The sequence below is a fragment of the Novosphingobium sp. PhB57 genome, assembly GCF_004342985.1.
Classification (GTDB): Bacteria; Pseudomonadota; Alphaproteobacteria; order Sphingomonadales; family Sphingomonadaceae; genus Novosphingobium.
The window spans coordinates 195,924-211,871 of record NZ_SMBO01000005.1; the positions used below are offsets into that span (position 1 = coordinate 195,924).

A 15,948-nucleotide genomic window follows, 5' to 3' on the forward strand; every position below is an offset into this window, starting at 1 on the left:
ATATATTAAGGAATTACCACTTCGCAGGGCTCGTGAATGGCACAATATTTGCCCCGGAACGCAGCCATTGGCGGGTTCGGACGTCCACGCCACCGGCGGAGAGGAAGCCACGCCGCCGGTGCGGCTTACGGGCGTGATGCTGCGGCGCTCGGCGCCATAGGCAGGCCGTGCATGTTGGCTCCCCGGTCCAGCCGCCCAGGCGAGCCGGACCGGTCCGGAACTTCGGTCGCTGCGTTCGGCAGGCAAGAGGCGCGCGGAGCTTCCGTCTCGCGCGTCTACGCGTCTTCGCAGACGCTCCCGGTCAGCGACAGCGACCGCCTTCTCGCGAGCCGCGCCGCCGGGAACGTCTCGCTTAGCCTCAGGCCAGTTCGGCCGTGCGCTCGCCGCTGCTTTCGAAGTAGCCGGACACATCGTCCGCCTCGATCGGGCGGCTGTAGAAGTAGCCCTGCAGATGTGTGCAGCCCGCGCTCTTGGTCGCGCCGATCAGATGGGCATCGCTGATCCCTTCCGCGACGACTTCGGCCCCGACATGGCGCGCCATGGTGACGGCAGCCTCCAGAACCGCGACCGATGCCGGGTCCTGCCCCAGGTCCATCACCAGGCTGCGGTCCAGCTTCATGCGGTCGAACTTGAAGCTCTTGACCATCGACAGCGACGAATACCCTGTGCCGAAATCGTCGAGCGCGATGCGGAAGCCCAGGTTGCGCAGCATGTTGAGCGTCAGCAAGGCACGGGTATTGCGCTCTATCGACAGCGATTCCGTCACTTCCAGGAACAGGCGGCGCGGGTCGACGCCATAACGCGCGCAGCAGTCGACCAGGAAGGCGCTGAACCCGTCGTGCTGCAATTGCAGGGGCGACAGGTTGATGCTCATGTCCATGTCGGGCCACCGCGCAAAGTCGTTCAGCGCGCGCTGGATGATCCATTCGCCCAGCCGCACCATCAAACCGCTGCGTTCCGCGGCGGGGATGAACGTGGACGGGGGCACGTCGCCCAGTTCCGGATGGCGCCAGCGAACCAGCGCCTCGACTTCGCGGGTATTGCCATGAACCGAGTGGATCGGCTGGTACACCATGCGAAGCTGCTGTTTCTCGAACGCGGACTCCAGGTCCTTCTCCAGGGCCCGATCGATCGCCCGCTCTTCGGCCATCGAGGGCGAAAACGCCGTCGCGCAGTTGCGGCCGTTTTTCTTGGAGGCGTAAAGCGCCATATCGGCATTGCGCAGCGTTTCGTCGATCTCGACTTCCGGCGCGCCCGCAATATCGACCACGCCCAGCGAAACGGTGATGGCCACCGCATATTCGCCCAGACTGAACGGCTCCCGCGCGGCATCGACCAGTCGGTTGGCGAGGTCCAGCCCGTCACGCTCGGGTTGCAGCGGCAGGCAGAGGGCGAATTCGTCCCCGCCCACGCGCGCGATGATGCCGTCCGGGCCGAGAATCGCCTTCATGCGCAGCCCGATCAGGCGCACCAGCTCGTCTCCGGCAGCGTGACCGTAATCGTCGTTGATATGCTTGAAGCGATCGATATCGATCAGCATGCAGGCGAAGCGGCGGTCTTCTCCGGCTGCGAGCAGCCGGCCGACGTCTTCCTGAAACGCGCGGCGGTTAGGCAGGCCGGTCGCCGCGTCGCTGAACGCCAGGTTCTTCACGGCCTTGGCATTCTTGCGGAAAGTTTCCAGCGGGCCGGACAGAGCCTTGAGTTCCTTCAGCTTGAACGCGCCGATCTCCAGATCGAGGTCGCCATCCGCGAGGCCTTGAAGATAGCCGTGCATGCGGCGGATCGCGGGCAAAATGTTGCGCAGGATGTCGAAGAGGACGAGCAAAACCACAAGAATGGTTACCAGCCCGGTGCCGAATACGAGCATCTGCCAGCGTTCGATCGAGGCGATCAACCGCTTCTGCGCCGCCTCCCGATTGGCATGAATGCGCAGCACGAGCGCATCGGCCAAGCGGCCCATGGCATTGTTGCGGCTTTCGATCCGGGCGATCAGATGCTTTCCGCCGGCTCCGCCAGCCTGGACCTCGAGGATCGCGGAGACGTGCCGATCGAGGTCGGCGAAGGGGTTCGATGCCTCCGGGAGGTCGGACAGCGCTGCACCGCTGCTGCGCAGCTTGGCGAGCTGGTCGCCGATGGCGATGGCGGAATCGGTAAGCTCGTCGCTGGTGCTGGTGGCATTGCTGGCCACCAGCCCGCGATTGGTCGCCATGCGCAGCTTGCCGACCGCCTCGGCGAACTGGTCCGCGTTTTCGGCGAGTGCGGATACCGCGATAAGACCGTCGCTTTCCTTGCGAAGCGCAAAGGCTTCCCGCTGCGTGACGACCTGCAAGAGCACGCTCAGCGCCGCGATCAGGCAAAGTGCGCCAACCAGCCTCGTTTCCAGCGATGCGAAGAAACGCGCGAATCCCGAATTCGTATTAGACATCATGCACCCGAATTTTGCGCGGATCTGCCCCGATCCGCTGCCGTTCGTCTGGTGCGGCTACGCCCTAATGGCTAACAAAAACTAATCTTGTCAGAGATTTAATTTCTGTAAGCGTCATTATTCTGTAATAATTGCTCTGTCTCCCACCCGGATATTTGCCTCTATCGGGACATTTGGCGATCAGTTCGGCATCTTGCCGTAAAGTTCGGGCTATTTGTGCGTGAAGGCAGCGGCGATCTTCAATTGCACTTCGTCCGATACCATCGGCACGCCGAATCCCAGGCCGAAATCGCTGCGCTTGATTTTGGTCGTGGCCTCGAACCCGACGTTATCGCCGCCGCCCATCTGCGGCGGCATCGAACCTGCGCCGTAGAAGCGCGCCGCCAGTGTGACCGGGCGAGTTATGCCGTTCAGCGTGAGGTTGCCCGTCACGTCCGCTTCATCCGCGCCCTTGCGCTTCACGGCAGTGGAGACGAACGTTGCGTCAGCAGGCGTGGGCCCGAAAAAGTCTGGCTTTCCACCGGCTTCCTTGGGCTTGGCCAGGAGATGCGCCGTAAGGCCGGCACTAGCCGTCGTCACTTTCGCGACAGGTATCGTCACCGAGACGCTGGCCTTTTCGGGCGCCTTGGGATCGATCTGCAATGTGCCGGTAATGTCGCCGAACAGTCCGAAATAGGGCGAGAAACCGAGGTGACCAACCTGCCATTCGACCAGAGTGTGATCGGGATCGGCCTGGTAGGTACCGGCGCGAACGAGGCTGGCGTCGCGCTTGCCGGGAGCTTCCATCGCGGGCGCTTGCGCCGACTGGGTCCTGGAGGCGCCGCTCTGAGCCAGAATCGGCGCCGTGGCCAGGGCGGCAGCAACTGCAGCAAGGCCGAAGGCGGCGGTAAGAGCCAGAGTGCGTCGCATGCAGGTTCCCCGGTGAGTCTGTTGTTCGGTGAGATGCTGCCGCGCACGCCACGGCGTGTCAAAACCATTTATGGCTGTTTTGGTGGCAATTCATGGCGTGTGACAAGAACGCCGGACGCGAATAGCTGTCTCAAAACGTATCATTCGGAAAAATTCGATGCGTATCAAATATCGAAAGACTTGCGCGAAGGCATTTGTAGTGCTCAAGACAGGTCGGGGGAAGCGTCAAACGAAACGGGTATGCACGATACTATGGTCAATGAAGCTCTTCTTGAACTCGCCGCCGATATCATCACGGCGCATGTCAGCAACAATTCGGTGGAGGCAGACCGCCTGCCGTCGCTGATCCAGGCCGTATATGGCTCGCTCGCGAAGCTCGGTCAGGCGCCCGAGCCGGTCGAGGAACAGCGCAAGCCGGCCGTTTCGGTTCGCTCTTCGGTCAAGCCGGATACGGTGACGTGCCTGGAGTGCGGCGAAAAGCTGAAGATGCTCAAGCGCCATCTCATGACCGACCACGGGCTCTCGCCGGACGATTATCGTGCCCGCTGGAATCTGCCGGCCGATTATCCGCTGGTGGCGCCCGAATATGCCCAGCGCCGCAAGGAACTGGCACACAAAATCGGCCTAGGCCGCAAGCCGCAGGTGGAAGAGGCGGAAAAGGTTGCCGAAAAGGCGCCTGCCAAGCCGAAGAAGGCTCCGCGCAAGAAAGCCGTCGTCGCCGCCGAAGGCGAATGACCGGCCAGTAACGAAAGGCTGGCGGTCGGCCAGAAACGGGGGTATCCCCTTTCCCGTTTCGCGCCGAACCCTTCCATCCCGGACGACAAAAAAGCCGCTTCGAAAGGCTCGAAGCGGCTTTTTCGTTTTAGCCGGGCAATCCCCGGACCTGCAGCCTCAAGACGAGGCCGCAGCAGCCTCCAGGAAGGGCTGGACCCGCAGGCGAGGGAAGACCTCTTCCAGCGGCTTGATGTCCGGTAGTACGTATACGTACCCACCCTTCTTCTGGAACAGGGGCTGGACCCCCTTGTTGTAGAATACCTTGGGAACATTGATGCATCCGAACGTGATGCGATTGTCCTCGATAGTCTTGGACAACATCCGTTCGCGTCGCTTTTCCTTCGGGTTTCCTACGGGGATCGTGTGGAGCGCCACGGAAGTCGCATAGTCGACCCAGAGAACCTTGTGGTTTCCTGCCGCCAATCCGAACTTCGCCAGGAAGCGGCCGGCAGGCGTGGTGCGCTCTGCCGGGCCGATTTCGGAAAGGGACTTGGTGCCGATGCCGGGTGTGGCCTCGTCACCAAGGGCTACGCCGATCAGGACCGGCGCATCGCTGAGTGCCTTGCCCTTTGCGCTGAACAAATAGGCCCTGGCGGCCTTCTTGTCGACGATGACATAGGGCAACGATCGGTTGTCCCCCGACGAGGCGATCCAGTCGGCGACGCGCGTGGCCTCGTCCGATCTTCCAGCCTTCGCCTCTGCGGGCGCCTCCGGTTTGCCGGAGTCGTCCGCCGGCGACGGCGCCTCTGCCGGTGCGCTTTGCGCCGCACCCGCGGGCACGGCAGCAAGAAGCGCCAATCCAGCAAGCGCCGGGAGAACATTGATCATTTTCGTATAGCACTCAGGGAAACGGTCGGCGCCAGAAGAGCGCCGACGCGGGAACGTCAGGATTCTATATCATTCGGGGCCGAAAGGCGACCTCAGTTGCGGGCGCGCTTGCGCTGAGCCTGCTGGAGCTGCTGCTCGACACCGTCGACACGGGCGTTCAGCTGGTCCAGACGCTGGCCATTCTGCTGAGCCTGACCGGAAGCGGCCTGCGCTTCGGAGAGGGCCTGCTGTGCCGTGGTGTCGGTGGCCTGCAGCTTGGTTTCGAGACCGTCGACCCGTTGGTTAACAACCGCGACCTGTTCGCGCACGAAACCCTTGGTGGCGCAGCCACCCAGACCCAGAGCGCCTACCAGCATTACGACAGCGGGGGCAAGTTTCGTCATAGACGGCGACATGGATTTTCTCCAATTGGTTAGTTTCAACCCATTTTCCCAAGCGCAGGCGCGGCGGTTCGACAATATGATTCTGTTCGAATGTGCATGGCGTCAGTTGAATTGATGCCAATAGGTACTTGAACGCCCAAGAACGCACATCACCAATTGTTCCCGAAACATCGGAAATACTTGTATTCAGCAGATTTTTTGTAAACGCATGCTTGGGCTCCGAAGCGCTGCGGCGCTCGGCTCCAGACATGACTTCCTCCCTCGGGCCGCAATTCCGGGCCTCGTTGTTAGGCGCGGTATGAACGGGCGAGGATGGACACGATATGAACGAAAGTGGACACGTTAAGGTTGCGCTCCGGCCCCGCCTTGGGGTTTTTACTAGGGTCGTTTGCAGGACAGGCGGCGCGAAGTTGCAGTAAGCAGCGAGGCTATCGCGCGAGAACCCGGCGGCGAATTGCGATGCTTCTCGATGTGCGGCAGAATGACAGGCGGCATCCCAAGTATCGCCTGCGAACCAGAAGCCATGACTTCGGCAGTGGGCCTGGCCCCGATCTCTGCTGCAACGGGAAATGCAAGGCGGGGACAGCCCTGTAATATTCGCGAAGCCCTGCACCGATAGGATGACAGCGAAAGGCCCGTCATGAAACTGAGTGCCATCGATCTTGCCAAGTTCGCGCCGGAAGCGCCGGCCGCCGATCCGGTGCCTGCCGGGGCGCCCTCGGCCAGTCTGGTCGCCAAGCGGTTCAGGTTTCTCACCGCCGACGGCCAGACCGCGACGCCGCTCGAACAGGAGGCGCTGCTTGGGCAGAACGACCTGCTCGACGTCAACTTCCTCGACCGCTGCATGATGGCGCGCCGCTGCGTCGGCCGCATCCGGGTCCAGGGCGGCGGGCGGCAGGGATGGGCGACCGGCTTCCTGATCGCGCCCGGCGTGATTCTCACCAACCACCACGTCTTCCCGAATGCCGCATCGGTTGCGAATTCGCGCATCGGCTTCGACTACTGGTTCGACGTTTCCGGCAATCGCCCCAGCGAGCCGGACGAATACGACCTGAACCCGGGCCTGCTCTATGTAAGCGACCCCGATCTCGACTATGCCGCAGTGGCCGTGGTGCCCCGGTCGCTGGCGGGCGCGGAAATCAGCCGGCGCGGCTATCTTCGCATGATCCCCGAGAGCGGCAAGGCCAAGGAGGGCGATTTCGTCACTCTCCTTCAGCATCCCGACGGTGTGCCGATGCAGATCGCCCTGCGCGAAAACGAGGTGGTCCGCGCTGCCGAGGATGAGCCCTATCTCTGGTACAAGGCCGACACGGCCCACGGATCGTCCGGCTCACCCGTGTTCAACGACAGCCTGCAACTGGTCGCGCTCCATGCCAATGGCCGGATCCGGCGCGAAGGCGGCGGCTATGTCCTGGCGACCGGCGGCACCGCCGAGACGCTGGAGGGATTGAGCGAGAGCGACGTGATCTGGGAAGCCAATGTCGGCTTCCGCATCAGCCGGATCAGCCGCAGCCTCCTGGAAGGCGTGCGCGCGAACTGGCCGGCACGCCTGGCCGACGTGGAAGCGGCCATGCGCGGCGGCGACGTGATGTCGAGCACGATCCGGGCTCTCGACGAGCAGACCGCCATTGCGCCCGGCGCGGCGCCGCGCCTGGAGAGCGAATGGCGCGCACGGGATGCTGCCGAGGCGGCCATCCCAACGCCAGCCAACCCGCCGCTAGACGGGACGTTGCTGGACGGAACAGGCATCGTCATTCCGCTCAAGTTGCGAATCTCGATCGAGGCCGGCAGCGCCTCCATCTCACCCGCCGCGCCCGCAACATCCGGGGGCATCGAGGCGGAAGCCTACGAGATACGCACGCCGCTGATCCATGACGGGCTCAGCGAAAGGCCCGGTTTCGATCCGCTCTTCCTGGGCGGCGCGGTTCCGGTGCCCGCGCCCTTCGTCTCCGAGGCGGGCAAGGCGGTGCTCGCGCCCCTGCTGGAGGGCGACGACCCCGAACTGCGCTACCGGCATTTCTCCATCTGGATGCACAAGGAGCGGCGCCTGGCGCTCTACACCGCCGCCAATGTCGACTGGCGCAAGCGCGCGAAAATCGTCGACGGCCGGGCGACGACCCGCGCTTCCCTGGCCGGCTGGCCGCCGAACCGCAATTTCGCGGAACTCTGGGCCGAGGACCCCCGGCTCGATTCCCGTTACCAGTTGCCGGACGTGTTCTACACCGAAGACCGCGGCGCTTTCGACAAGGGCCATATCGTCCGCCGCGATGACGTATGCTGGGGCGAGCACTTCGATGAAATCCAGATGGCCAATGGCGACACGTTCCATGTCACCAATTGCTCGCCGCAGACCAAGGCCTTCAACCAGGGCGCTGCCGGGCAGGACAATTGGGGCGATCTGGAAACCGCGATCGCCGCCGTCACCCGGCAGGACACCGAAGCGGCCTGCATCTTCGCCGGCCCGATCTTCGGCGCTGCCGACCGGTGGTTTCACGGCAAGGACGCGGCCGGCCAGGCGCGTATCCAGATCCCGGACCGGTTCTGGAAGATCGTCGTGGTCCGGGACGACGCCGGATTCAAGGCCTATGGCTTCATCCTGGAGCAGGACGTGCACGCCGTGACCGAGCAGGAATTCCACGTCACCGACAACTGGCTGGCGGCCTGGAAGCCGGTCAGCGCCATCGCCCGCGAACTGCGCGGCTGGCTGGACCTGGCGGCCCTGGCGGAGATCGACCAGCACGCGGACGCCTGATCGGCCATTGCCTTGCCTTGCCGCCGAACTTTCAGCGCGAGGGCGATTGAAGCGTAAGGGCGCCAGGGGGGCACTCACCGCGCACATAGTCCACCAACGCCTCGGCCACCGAAGGATGCAGCGTCAGAAACTCCCGCCGCCGGTCCAGCGCATCGGGATAACGAACGAGCACACCCTGCTCCACCAGCCGCCGCACCAGGCGAAGCGCGGTCGTCATCGGCGCACCCGATGCAATGCAGGCGCTGGTAACGGAGACCTTGCGATCCTCGAACCGGGCCAGCAACAGGTCCAGCAGCATTTCCCAGGCGGGATCGCCGAACAGCTCTCCGCCGCCGATCGCGCGCCGGATCGCCGCGTCGCGCAGCAGGCCGCGAAGATATTCGGGCAGCGCCATGGGCGGGGATTCCGGCCGAGCCGGTTCCTCGAGAGCAAGGCCGGACATCGGCGCCGGGCAGGATGCCGCGGTGCCCGGTACAGTACGCGGCGCCGCCTTGCGCGGTTCGATCAGCCCGGCCACGCGGTTGAGATCGCGCGACAGGTCGAGCAGGCGATCGGAGAGTGACGCCCCGCCCCCCGGCGCGCCCTTCATGGCCCGGCGCAGGGCACGGGCGAGGCTGTCGGGCACGAGCGGCTTTTCCAGCAGGTCCACCACGGAGGCGCGCAAGGCCGTCAGCACGAGTTCCTTGCTCGGCCGCGCCGCGGTGAGAATCACTTTCGGCGCGCCCCTGCCCTGCCCCCGCCCATAGGGATTCTCGCGGGCAAGCGCGTCGACGAAAGACAGCTCTCCCGTGCCGGGAAAGCCGCTGTCGACCACGGCGACGCCTGCCTCGCCGCGCTCCAGCAAGGCATGAGCCTCGCGCGCGTCACTGGCGGAAATGCTGTTGAAACCAAGGCGCCGGACTTCGGCGAGGCACTGGGATTTGGAGTCTTCATCAAGATCGAGGACCAGGACGGCATCGTCCCTCCCCAACATCGCATCCAACGTCATGTAACCGTTTTTCTCTGGCGACTTTCGGGCCCGTTGCCCCGCGGCGGCACATAGGAGAAACGAAAGGCGCGGCGACAATCTAGGTTATCTGCAACGAAAGAATCGCAAGAATTCATCTTGCGATCATCTTCGTCGCTACAGTCTTGTCGCAAGGTCGCGCGTAAAACAGCGGCTATTCGCAAAAGTGTACGCTTCGCCAAGGCCGGATGCGCGCGGCTCCGTCTTGCAATCGGGATCCCTGCATTCGCGGGCGATGAAACAAGGAGTCTGACCCGGTGACGATTTTCAAGGCATGGCATCATCTCGGGCTCGCAAGCGCCGTGTTGCTGGGCGCCTGCGCGACTTTGCCGCAGGACGGCGCAGCCCCCGCAGCGACAGGCGAGGCGGAAACCATCGCCATCTCGGTCGGCCCCTGCTTCGGCTTCTGCCCGGTCTACGAAGCGTCCATCGCCCCCACCGGCGCGGTCACGTTCAACGGCATGCGCCACACCATGGTGCTGGGCGAGCGCCAGCGCGCCGCAGGCGAGGCGAGCTACCGCGCCCTGGCCGCCGATCTCGCGCCCTATCGTCCGCAGGCCGGAACCACGGCCACCGTCGAATGTGAGGCGGCGATCAGCGACACGTCCACCTATACCATCACCTGGACCGATCCGCGTGGCGGCAAGACCGTGGCCCGCCACCAGCGCGGTTGCCGGGGCGGGCCGGGTCAGGCGCTGGACGGCCTGCTGCAAGAGGTACCCGCGCGGCTGGGGATCGAGGACTGGGCGAAGCAGATCACCCGGCCGGGCGAATCGAGGGGCTGATCGCCGGGTGCCCTGCCTGAGCCTCAGGTCAGGCTGGGGCTCAGGCGGGCTTGCGCGCGATCTCCACGGCCTTGACGAGCATTTCGGCCGTCGCCGCGCCGGGTAGCAGGTAGGAGCCGATGACCATGGCCGGCGTTCCGGTCAGGTCCATGCCCTCGGCCAGCCGGGCGGTGCGGGCCAGCGCGGCGTCGATATCGGCCTTGTGCGCGGCCAGGTCGGCATTGAGGCGCTTGCGGTCGACCCCGGCTCGCTGGGCGGCAAGCTGGATGGCCTGGGAATCGAGCCGCCCGCTGGTTTCCATCAGCGCATCGTTGAAGGCGGCGTGCTTGCCCTGATAGCGCGACGCCAGTGCCGCGCGGGCCGCCTCGATGGAGGGCGCCCCGAAGATCGGCCAGTCGCGATAGACCACGCGGACCTTCTTGTCCTGCTGCAGGAACTGCTTCAGCGAAACGTGGAGCTTGCGGCAATAAGGGCACTGGTAGTCGGAGAAGACGACGATGGTGACGTCGTAACCGGCCGGGGCCACGCTCGGCATCGCCGGATCGTCCTGCAGCGATTTGAGCAGGGCCGCGCGCCCGTCCGCCGCGGCGAAGGCAGGTTGAACCGAGACCGCGCCAAGGCCGAACGCCAGCGCCGCGCAGGCCATCCATGCCGCTGCGATCCGGGTCAGACCCCGAGCCTGCCATTTCATCATTCCCAGTTCCTTCGATGGCGGCACGCGGCGCGCCAGACCCTTAGATCGTAAACCGCCCTAGAAGCAGGTGCGCGGCGGGAATGCCACCCCGAATGTGCCGCGCACGCCCCGCGCCGAAGGACCGGCGGTGTTTGGCCCGGCGGTGTCTGGCAAACCCTGCCAAATAGTTTGTTGCAAACCATTCGCAATATTATACAGGGCCGAAGCATGACCGCGCCGCGTCCCGACACCGCGTTCCACGCTGCTTCCGCGCCTCGGGGAAATACCCGCTCGGTGCGGGTCGTGGCATTGGGCGTGACCGGGGCGCTGCATCTGGTCGCCGTGGCCGTGGCGGCGGTGGCGCTCTCCTGGCAGAACGCAGGCCGTCAGGACCGCACGGTCCCGGCCACGCTACCCACTTTCACGCTGCGCGCGCAGGACCTGCCGCATGACAGGCTCCGCTCCGGCGCGGCGGAAAGGCCGGAGAAGGCGGCCCTGCTGCCGGTGAAGGCCGATCACCCGCGCACGGTGCCCGCCGCTGCCCTGTCGCAGGATCCGGGCGAGGCCGCTCCGGCGGGCGAGCAGGGCGGACGCGACACGGATCTGGCGCAAGTCACGCAGGCCTATCGCCGCGCGATCATGGCCCGGCTGGAGGAGAGCCGCCGCTATCCCGATGCCGCGCTTCGCGCCGGATGGCAGGGCGATGGCGCCATTCTCTTCCGCATCGAACGTAGCGGGCGCCTGCTCGATGCCACTCTCGTCTCCGGCACCGGCCGCGCCGAACTCGACCGCGCGGCCGCCGAGATCGTCAGCCGTGCCGCCCCCTTCCCCGCGATCCCCGATGCCCTGCCGGACGAACTGGCCATCACCATGCCGGTGTCCTTCCTGATCGAGGACCGGACGCCGCCCCGCACGGCCACGGCATCGGCGCCATGAGCGGCGCGGACGCGGGCATCTTCGACCACTATCACAAGTCGCTGGCGGCCTATGTCGGCTCGCTGGTCGATTCGCCGCCCGCCGCCGCCGACATCGTGCAGGAAACCTGGGCGCGGGCCATTCCCTCGCTGCGCGCCGGCACGGTCGAGAATCCGCGCGCCTTCCTCTACCGCGTGGCCCGCAACCTGGTGAACGACCGCGCGCGCGACCGGCGGAAATGGATGCCCTGGCTGGCCGGCGAGGAGGCCGGCACGGTCGTGGCGGACGATACCCCCTCGCCCGAACGCCACGCCCTGGCGCAGGACCGGCTGCGGCTGGTGCTGGAACTCGTGGAGGACCTGCCGCCCCGTTGCCGCGAGATCTTTGCCTTGCGCAAGTTCGATGGTCTCGATCAGGCGGAGATCGCCGCCCGCTTCGGCATTACCCGCGGCGCGGTGGAGAAACAGCTTCGCCACGCCCTGCTCGTGCTGGCCGCGCGTCTTGGCGAAATCGACGAGGCAGGATGATGCGAAACCCGAAAAGAACGGGGTGCGATGTCGTGTTTTGCCCGCCGGCTGCGTCATGGGAATCGAAGCCGCTCGCGAAAGGGACCCTGCCGTGAACGAGACGCCGGCAACTCCTGCCGAGAACCCCGCGATTCCGCGCTCCCTTGCCGAGACGGCGGCCGATTGGATCGTGCGCCGCGACGGTGGCGAGCTCTCGCCCGAAGAGATCCGCGCTTTCGACGCCTGGCGCGCCGAGCCCGCGCATCGGCGGGCTTTCGAGCGGATGGAAGTGCTTTGGGGCATCCTAGACGGCGAACCGGCGATGTCGACCGAGCGGGAGGCGCCGCGGCCGGCAGCGGAGAACCTGGAACGGGCGCCACCGCAATCCGCCCTGCCCTCCCCGCGCCAGCGCCCCCATAAGCGCTGGGCAGCACGCGGCCGGAGTACGGCGCCTCGCCCGCGCAAACATGCCATCCGCACAAGCGCTGCCCTGGCCGCTTCGCTCGCGCTGGTCGTGCTGGGCACGGTGCAGGACTGGGCGACGTGGCTGCAGGCGGACTATGCCACCGCTATCGGCGAGCGGAAAACCGTCGCGCTGGAAGATGGTTCGACCGTCGAACTCGACAGCGGCTCGGCCATTGCTCTGGACTTTTCCCCCGCCCGGCGCGGCGTGCGGCTCCTGGCTGGCGCGGCCGAGTTCCGGGTCGCACCGGACCGCGCCCGGCCCTTCACGGTGGCGGCGGCGGGCGGCAGCGCCACCGCGCTCGGCACGGTCTTCGCCATACGCGAAAGCGGCAAGCACGCCGAAATCGTCGTGACGGAGCACCGGGTCCGGGTGGCCGGGCAAGGCCGCTCGCACGTCGTCGGCGAAGGGCAGCGCGCCGATTTCGCGGCGGACAGGCTCGGCCCGGTCGAACCGGCCGGCAGCGGCGCCACCGCCTGGACACGCGGGCGGCTGGTGGTGGTCGACCGGCCGCTGGGCGAAGTCGTATCGGAAATCGCGCGCTATCGGCATGGCTACATCGGCGTAACCGGCCCCGCCGCCACGATGCGGGTAAGCGGCGTCTACGACCTCGACCACCCGCTCGCCGCGATCGACAGCATCGAGCGAAGCCTGGGCCTTGCCTCGTTCCGCCTGTCCAGCCGCCTGATCGTGCTTCACCGCTAAGGCACGGATCGGGTCCGGTTGGGCTGGACCGGGGCGCACCTGACTCAGCGCGACCGGCCAGAAAAAATTTCACCGCCCTGGTCGTCATTTCCCTCCCAACTCCGTCTTGGTTCTGAGAATGCGTCGCAACAGCATAATGCGCGCCTCAAAACGAGCAGTGAGGGAACACGTTCAATGATCGAGAAGATGGGGAATCGCCGCGATGGCGCGCGCCTGATGGCCGCGGCTTTGCTTGCGGGTACGGCAATGACGAGCGGCGCCACGCTGTTCGCAGCACCCGCAGCGGCGCAGGCTTCCGGAGAGACGCATGCCTATGCAATTCCCGCCGGAACGCTGAGCGATGCCCTGAACCGTTTTGCCGAACAGAGCGGCTTGCAGCTCAACTACGATGCCGCGCTGACGCAGGGCCGCACCAGTTCCGGGCTCGCCGGCCAGATGCCCTGGCGCGACGCCCTGGCCCGGTTGCTCTCGGGCACCGGCCTGGTCCCGCGCACGACGGGCGCCGATGCCGTCACCATCGGCCGCGCCACGACCGGCGCGATGACGCTCGACACCCTGGAAGTCGAAGGCCGCGCCGCCACCGCCCTGGCGGCCGGCACGGACGAAGGGAATGCCGCGGACTATGACGAGGACGAACGCGGCGGACGCAACTCGCCGATCCTCGTCACTGGCCACAACCAGCAGATCGACGTCGCCGCCAGCACCGGCCCCTGGGGCGGCAAGGCCATCGTCGACACGCCCTATTCGATCAACGTCACGTCGAGCGACCTGATCGAGAACGTCGTCGCTTCCAGCATGGACCAGATGTTCAAGATGAACCCGGTGGTCCAGAACTCGGCGCCCTCCACGGTCTACGGCACGCCTTACGTCACGATCCGCGGCTTCGATTCCCAGAAAGGCGTGGTCGACGGGCTGCGCCTCTCCTCCACCCTTACCGGCATCTCGATGGAGGAATTGCAGCAGGTCGAGATCATGAACGGCCTGTCCGGCTTCATGTACGGCGCGGGCAATCCGGGCGGCGTCACCAACTATGTCCTCAAGCGCCCCACTTACAGCCGCACCATGGACGTGACCCTGGGCAATTACGGCAACGAGCAGTTCTTCGCGCACCTCGACATGGGCAACCGGATCGACGCGGACGGCGTGCTCGCCTATCGGCTGAACGTCGCCTATCAGGACGGCGAAACCGCCAAGAAGAACCAGAACATCGCGCGGACGCTGATCAGCGGGGCAGTGGACTGGAACGTCACTCCAAACCTCCTCGTCCAGGTCGAGGGCGCGCATACCTACTACCGTATAGACGGCATCGATTCCCGCTTCTACGCCTATGCGAACAGCAGCTACGGCGCGCTGAACTACTGGATCGACCCGCTCGAAAACGACCAGACCTACACGCCGCCCTGGACCTTTCTCCAGGTCAAGACCGACCGGATCGGCGTCAACGCCAAGTGGAAGATCGACGATACCTTCAGCCTGAGAACCGCTTACATCTACAAGCGCGACGCCCAGGAGTCGCTCAACATCTATCCTGCCTTCTTCGCGGATTCCGGCTTCGTGAACGGCTGGCCCTCGCGCAGCGCGCCCTCCTACAACATCGCGCAGGGCGCCTATGCCTATCTCGACAGCGAATTCCATACCGGCGGCATCCGGCACCGTCTGACCCTGGGCGTCTCGGGAGACGTGCTGCGCGTGAAGCGGCATGTCGTCAGCTCCGTCAGCGCGGTGCAGTCCCCGGCCTACACCGATCCCAACGATCTCATGACCTGGGCCATGCCCGATGCCCTCAATACATACGATTGGGGCGCTCTCTATCGGTCAGCCTTCTCGAAGAACACCAATGTGGTCCTGGGCGACGACATCCAGTTCACCGAACAGTTCGGCGCGCTGGTCGGCGTGAACCGCACCACGCTGGTCTCGAAGAACTACACGGCCACGGGCGCTGTTTCGTCGGGCTACGACAAGACCGCCTATACGCCGACCGTCTCGCTGGTGTTCAAGCCGGTGCCGCGCGTGACGACTTACGCCAGTTACATGCAGGGCCTGGAACAGGGATCGACCGTTCCCGACGATGCCACGCTCTACAACAATCCCGGGCAGATTTTGAAGCCGTTCATCTCCAAACAGGTCGAGCTTGGCGCCAAATATGCGCCAATCGATGCGCTGCTGATCACCGCCGCGATCTACCGGATCGAAAAGGCCAATTCCTACGAGGACAGGTCTTCGGACGGCAAGATCACCATCAACCAGGACGGCTTGCAGGTGCACAAGGGCATCGAGCTGACCGCGACCGGCCATGTCACCGGCAACCTGTCCGTCCTGGTGGGCGGATCGATCATGGACCTTGCGGTGAAGAAAGCCACCAATGCCGCTCTCGCCGGCAAGCGCCCGACCGGGGTGAGCGACATGCTGGCCAAGATCTACCTCGACTACGCCATCCCCGTGGTTCCCGGCCTTTCCGTCAGCGCCGGTGCCTATCACTCGGGCAAGATGTACAAGGACGCCGCCAATCTTCAGGAGATTCAGGGCAACACGGTCTTCGACCTTGGCCTGCACTACGCCACGCGCATCGACGGCCACACCGTGCGCTTCGATCTCAGCGCCACCAACCTGACCGACAAGAACTACTGGATCACCACCAGCCAGCTCGGCATCCCGCGCAACGTGGCGTTCTCGATGAAGTTCGGGTTCTGACCCTCCTTCCGGAAATCCGCTGAAAGCGATGCACGCAGGCGCGCTCCGGCGCCTGCGTGCATCGCGCCAATTCCCATTCCCCGCGACCGGCTGCAGGCCGCGACGCGCTGCAATCAGGGATGAAACAAGAGTG

13 protein-coding genes are annotated in these 15,948 nt (G+C 65.3%); 7 read left to right on the forward strand and 6 right to left on the reverse strand.

Translation table 11 applies throughout. The features are described 5' to 3' along the window. Positions 1–358 precede the first annotated feature (358 nt). Complete coding sequence (locus EDF58_RS16265; RefSeq protein WP_132267891.1) at positions 359–2,425, reverse strand: bifunctional diguanylate cyclase/phosphodiesterase; 2,067 nt, start codon at positions 2,423–2,425, stop codon at positions 359–361. Positions 2,426–2,635: 210 nt separating this feature from the next. Then, complete coding sequence (locus tag EDF58_RS16270) at positions 2,636–3,334, reverse strand: YceI family protein (protein WP_132267472.1); 699 nt, start codon at positions 3,332–3,334, stop codon at positions 2,636–2,638. Between the two features lie 252 nt (positions 3,335–3,586). On the opposite strand from EDF58_RS16270, the gene EDF58_RS16275 reads away from it, so the two are divergent. Further along, positions 3,587–4,069 carry a MucR family transcriptional regulator gene (locus EDF58_RS16275; protein ID WP_132267893.1) on the forward strand — a complete coding sequence of 161 codons (483 nt, stop codon included), beginning with the start codon at positions 3,587–3,589 and terminating at the stop codon, positions 4,067–4,069. Between the two features lie 156 nt (positions 4,070–4,225). Here the strand turns inward: EDF58_RS16275 and EDF58_RS16280 are convergent, their stop codons facing one another. Together EDF58_RS16280 and EDF58_RS16285 are read right to left on the reverse strand one after the other, a co-directional pair. Continuing rightward, positions 4,226–4,936: a L,D-transpeptidase gene (locus EDF58_RS16280; protein ID WP_207913031.1), complete on the reverse strand. Its 711-nt coding sequence runs from the start codon at positions 4,934–4,936 to the stop codon at positions 4,226–4,228. 92 nt (positions 4,937–5,028) lie between these two features. Beyond that, a complete protein-coding gene (locus EDF58_RS16285; protein ID WP_132267896.1) occupies positions 5,029–5,331 on the reverse strand; it encodes a hypothetical protein in 303 nt (100 codons plus the stop codon). Positions 5,332–5,959: 628 nt separating this feature from the next. Between EDF58_RS16285 and EDF58_RS16290 the strand changes: the two genes are divergently transcribed. Then, complete coding sequence (locus EDF58_RS16290) at positions 5,960–8,071, forward strand: DNA/RNA non-specific endonuclease (protein ID WP_132267474.1); 2,112 nt, start codon at positions 5,960–5,962, stop codon at positions 8,069–8,071. Positions 8,072–8,102: 31 nt separating this feature from the next. Here EDF58_RS16290 and EDF58_RS16295 read toward each other — a convergent pair whose 3' ends face one another. After that, positions 8,103–9,059, reverse strand: coding sequence for a response regulator (locus EDF58_RS16295; RefSeq protein WP_132267476.1), 957 nt, complete (start codon positions 9,057–9,059; stop codon positions 8,103–8,105). 275 nt (positions 9,060–9,334) lie between these two features. Between EDF58_RS16295 and EDF58_RS16300 the strand changes: the two genes are divergently transcribed. Beyond that, positions 9,335–9,862, forward strand: a complete 528-nt coding sequence (locus EDF58_RS16300) for a DUF6438 domain-containing protein (RefSeq protein ID WP_132267478.1) — start codon at positions 9,335–9,337, stop codon at positions 9,860–9,862. 40 nt (positions 9,863–9,902) lie between these two features. On the opposite strand, the gene EDF58_RS16305 is transcribed toward EDF58_RS16300, so the two are convergent. Then, positions 9,903–10,556 carry a DsbA family protein gene (locus EDF58_RS16305; protein WP_132267480.1) on the reverse strand — a complete coding sequence of 218 codons (654 nt, stop codon included), beginning with the start codon at positions 10,554–10,556 and terminating at the stop codon, positions 9,903–9,905. Between the two features lie 207 nt (positions 10,557–10,763). Between EDF58_RS16305 and EDF58_RS16310 the strand changes: the two genes are divergently transcribed. The 4 genes from EDF58_RS16310 (at position 10,764) to EDF58_RS16325 (ending at position 15,815) form a co-directional block, all read left to right on the forward strand. Further along, positions 10,764–11,471 carry a TonB family protein gene (locus EDF58_RS16310; RefSeq protein ID WP_132267482.1) on the forward strand — a complete coding sequence of 236 codons (708 nt, stop codon included), beginning with the start codon at positions 10,764–10,766 and terminating at the stop codon, positions 11,469–11,471. Continuing rightward, on the forward strand, positions 11,468–11,977 hold the full coding sequence (locus tag EDF58_RS16315) for a sigma-70 family RNA polymerase sigma factor (protein WP_132267484.1): 510 nt from the start codon (positions 11,468–11,470) through the stop codon (positions 11,975–11,977). Before EDF58_RS16310 ends, EDF58_RS16315 begins: the two co-directional genes overlap by 4 nt. A 91-nt stretch (positions 11,978–12,068) precedes the next feature. Continuing rightward, positions 12,069–13,124, forward strand: coding sequence for a FecR domain-containing protein (locus EDF58_RS16320; RefSeq protein ID WP_165921453.1), 1,056 nt, complete (start codon positions 12,069–12,071; stop codon positions 13,122–13,124). Positions 13,125–13,298: 174 nt separating this feature from the next. Next, entirely contained in the window at positions 13,299–15,815 is a 2,517-nt protein-coding gene (locus tag EDF58_RS16325; RefSeq protein ID WP_132267488.1) for a TonB-dependent receptor, read from the forward strand. Positions 15,816–15,948 lie beyond the last annotated feature (133 nt).